Here is a 2,530-nt window from a genome sequence, read left to right on the forward strand (position 1 = left end):
TCTCCAGTTTCGAGGCGATCTCGCCCGAGACCATGGCCACCGCGCCGCCCTGCTCGGTGCGGAGCGCCTCCAGCCGGCGGCGGATGGCGTCGCGGGCCACCGGATTGAGGTGGGCGAAGGCCAGCTCCTCCAGCTCCGAACAGATCCGGTGCACGCCGATGGAGCGGGCGAGGGGGGCGTAGATGTCGAGGGTCTCGCGGGCGATCCGCTCGCGCTTGGCCGGGCTCTTGATGTGCTCCAGCGTGCGCATGTTGTGCAGCCGGTCGGCCAGCTTGACCATCAGGACCCGCACGTCCTTGGAGATGGCCAGGATAAATTTGCGCAGGTTCTCGGCCTGGCGGGTGTGCTCGTGCTGCAGCTCGAGTTGGGAGAGCTTGGTCACCCCCTCCACCAGCTCGGCGATCTCGTCGCCGAACCGCTCGGCGATATCCGAGCGCAAGGCGACCGTGTCCTCGATCACGTCGTGCAGCAGGGCGGTGACGATGGTCGCCGTGTCGAGCCGGTAGTCCGTCAGGATCCCGGCCACCTCGATCGGGTGGGCGAAGTAAGGGTCGCCCGAGGCCCGCTTCTGCGAGCCGTGCATGCGGATCGCATAGACGTAGGCGCGGTTGAGCAGCGCCTCGTCGGCGGTGGGGTCGTACGACTTGACCTTCTCGATCAGTTCGTATTGGCGAAGGTACTTCGGCCGCGGAGCGGGCGCGTCTTTGGGAGGGGCGGCGGCTCGGGCCGCCTCGATAGGGAGCGGATCTGCGCCGGGCAGGCTCAGTACCGCTCCTCCTGACCGCCATCGCGGTCGCTCTGCAGGGCGCGAACCAGCTCGAGCTCGCTCATCTGCATGTGGGTCGGGTCGGCCAGCAGGGCCAGGGTTTCGGCCTCTTCCTCCGCCTCGGAGCGCTCGTCGACGCGCTGCAGGGTGCCGATCAGGCTCTCGCGCATCTCTTCGGCGTCCACCACGTCTTCGGCGATCTCGCGCAGGGCCACGACCGGGTTCTTGTCGTTGTCCCGGTCCACCGCCAGCGGAGCGCCGGACGAGATGGCGCGCGCGCGATGGGCCGCCAGCAGCACGAGGCTGAAGCGGTTGGGGACCTTCTCGATGCAGTCTTCGACCGTGACGCGGGCCATGGAGTCTCTCTAGCGGGGAGGAAGAACCTGGAAAGATAGCGGTCGAAGGGCGATTGTGCAATGCCGCATGACCGGGGGCGCGCCATGACCGACGTCAGTCTCGAACGGGCCGGGCCAGGCGGGCTGCCGACGCTGGCCAATCTGTTCCAGCTCTACACCCACGACTTCTCGGAGCACTGGGCCGGAACCGAGCAGGGCGAGCTGGGGGAAGACGGGCGTTTCGAGCCGTACGCCTACCTCGAATCCTACTGGAGCGACCCCGACCGCGTACCGCTGCTTCTAAGGGCCGCCGGGCGACTGGCGGGCTTTTGCCGGATCAATCGTCACCACCATGGGGCGAGGCCGGTGGACTGGAACGTGGCCGAGTTCTTCGTCGTGCGGAAACATCGCCGGGCCGGCGTCGGCGCGGCTGCGGCGCGCCAGGTCTTCCAGCAGCATCCGGGGGTGTGGGAGGTGGCCGTGGCGCGCCGCAACACCGGCGCGCTGGCCTTCTGGCGCGGCGTGATCCCGGCCCAGCCGAGGCTTTCCGGCCTGGAAGATCTGACGGATGCAAGCAACTGGAACGGAACGGTTTTCCGGTTCAGGACCGGCTGACGGGGTGGGCGTCGGCGCCGATTGTTGCGCAGGCCGCCAACTCCGCGGCGGTGCGGCCCAGCTCGGGGTGGCGCCAACCCGGGGCGACCTCGGCCAGCGGGCCCATAACGAACCGCCGCTCGTGAGCCCGCGGGTGGGGCAAAGTGAGGCCCGGCGTCTCCTGCACGAGCCGGCCGTAGGCGATCAGGTCCAGGTCCAGGGTGCGGGGCGCGTTCTTGCGCCCGCGCGTCCGCCGGAAGGCCGCTTCCACCTGAAATAGTGTGTTCAGAAGGGCGTCCGGCCCCCGGTTCGCCTCGACAAGGATGACGCCGTTGCGATACTCAGGGCCTGACGGGTCAGGCCAGGCGGCCGAACGCCACCAGCCGGACCGCGCCAGAACCGGCAATCCCGCCTCCACCAGCTTGGCCACGGCGGCCTCCAGAAGGGCTTCGGACGAGACGAAATTCCCCGCAAGGTTGCCGCCCAGGGCGACTACGACGATTTCGTCCAGATCCAAGACTCTAGCGCTCCCTTAGAAGCAGGACCCCCTCCAAGGATGACCTTCTATCCCACGGACAGGCTGGCCTTGTTCATTGACGGCGCGAACCTTTATTCGGCCGCCAAGGGGCTGGGGTTCGACATCGATTACCGCAAGCTCCTGGAGGAGTTCCGCAAGCGCGGCAAGCTGATCCGCGCCTATTATTACACGGCCCTGGTGGAGGATCAGGAGTACTCGCCGATCCGCCCGCTGGTGGACTGGCTCGACTACAACGGCTTCCGGCTGGTGACCAAGCCGGCGCGGGAATACACCGACGCCCAGGGCCGCAAGCGCTGG

5 protein-coding genes are annotated in these 2,530 nt (G+C 68.1%); 2 read left to right on the plus strand and 3 right to left on the minus strand.

Going from position 1 to position 2,530, the window contains the following annotated elements; translation table 11 throughout:
• Both VHK87_RS05265 and rpoZ read right to left on the minus strand, forming a co-directional pair.
• The coding region (locus VHK87_RS05265) for an HD domain-containing protein (RefSeq protein WP_329633850.1) at positions 1–736 on the minus strand (736 nt) is incomplete at its 3' end.
• Between the two features lie 26 nt (positions 737–762).
• A complete protein-coding gene (gene rpoZ, locus VHK87_RS05270; protein WP_329633846.1) occupies positions 763–1,122 on the minus strand; it encodes a DNA-directed RNA polymerase subunit omega in 360 nt (119 codons plus the stop codon).
• Positions 1,123–1,206: 84 nt separating this feature from the next.
• On the opposite strand from rpoZ, the gene VHK87_RS05275 reads away from it, so the two are divergent.
• Positions 1,207–1,716, plus strand: a complete 510-nt coding sequence (locus tag VHK87_RS05275; protein ID WP_329633847.1) for a GNAT family N-acetyltransferase — start codon at positions 1,207–1,209, stop codon at positions 1,714–1,716.
• Here the strand turns inward: VHK87_RS05275 and folK are convergent.
• Positions 1,703–2,212: a 2-amino-4-hydroxy-6-hydroxymethyldihydropteridine diphosphokinase gene (folK, locus tag VHK87_RS05280; protein WP_329633848.1), complete on the minus strand. Its 510-nt coding sequence runs from the start codon at positions 2,210–2,212 to the stop codon at positions 1,703–1,705. The genes VHK87_RS05275 and folK overlap by 14 nt on opposite strands.
• Before the next feature lie 39 nt (positions 2,213–2,251).
• Here folK and VHK87_RS05285 point away from each other — a divergent pair.
• A partial coding sequence (locus VHK87_RS05285) for an NYN domain-containing protein (RefSeq protein WP_329633849.1) occupies positions 2,252–2,530 on the plus strand: 279 nt, incomplete at its 3' end.

Source organism: Phenylobacterium sp. (assembly GCF_036263695.1).
In the GTDB taxonomy this organism is placed as follows: domain Bacteria; phylum Pseudomonadota; class Alphaproteobacteria; order Caulobacterales; family Caulobacteraceae; genus Phenylobacterium.

Coding starts and splice junctions, on each gene's coding strand:
- VHK87_RS05275 (WP_329633847.1), top strand. CDS start 1,207: ATGACCGACGTCAGTCTCGAACGGGCCGGGCCAGGCGGGCTGCCGACG.
- rpoZ (WP_329633846.1), bottom strand. CDS start 1,122: ATGGCCCGCGTCACGGTCGAAGACTGCATCGAGAAGGTCCCCAACCGC.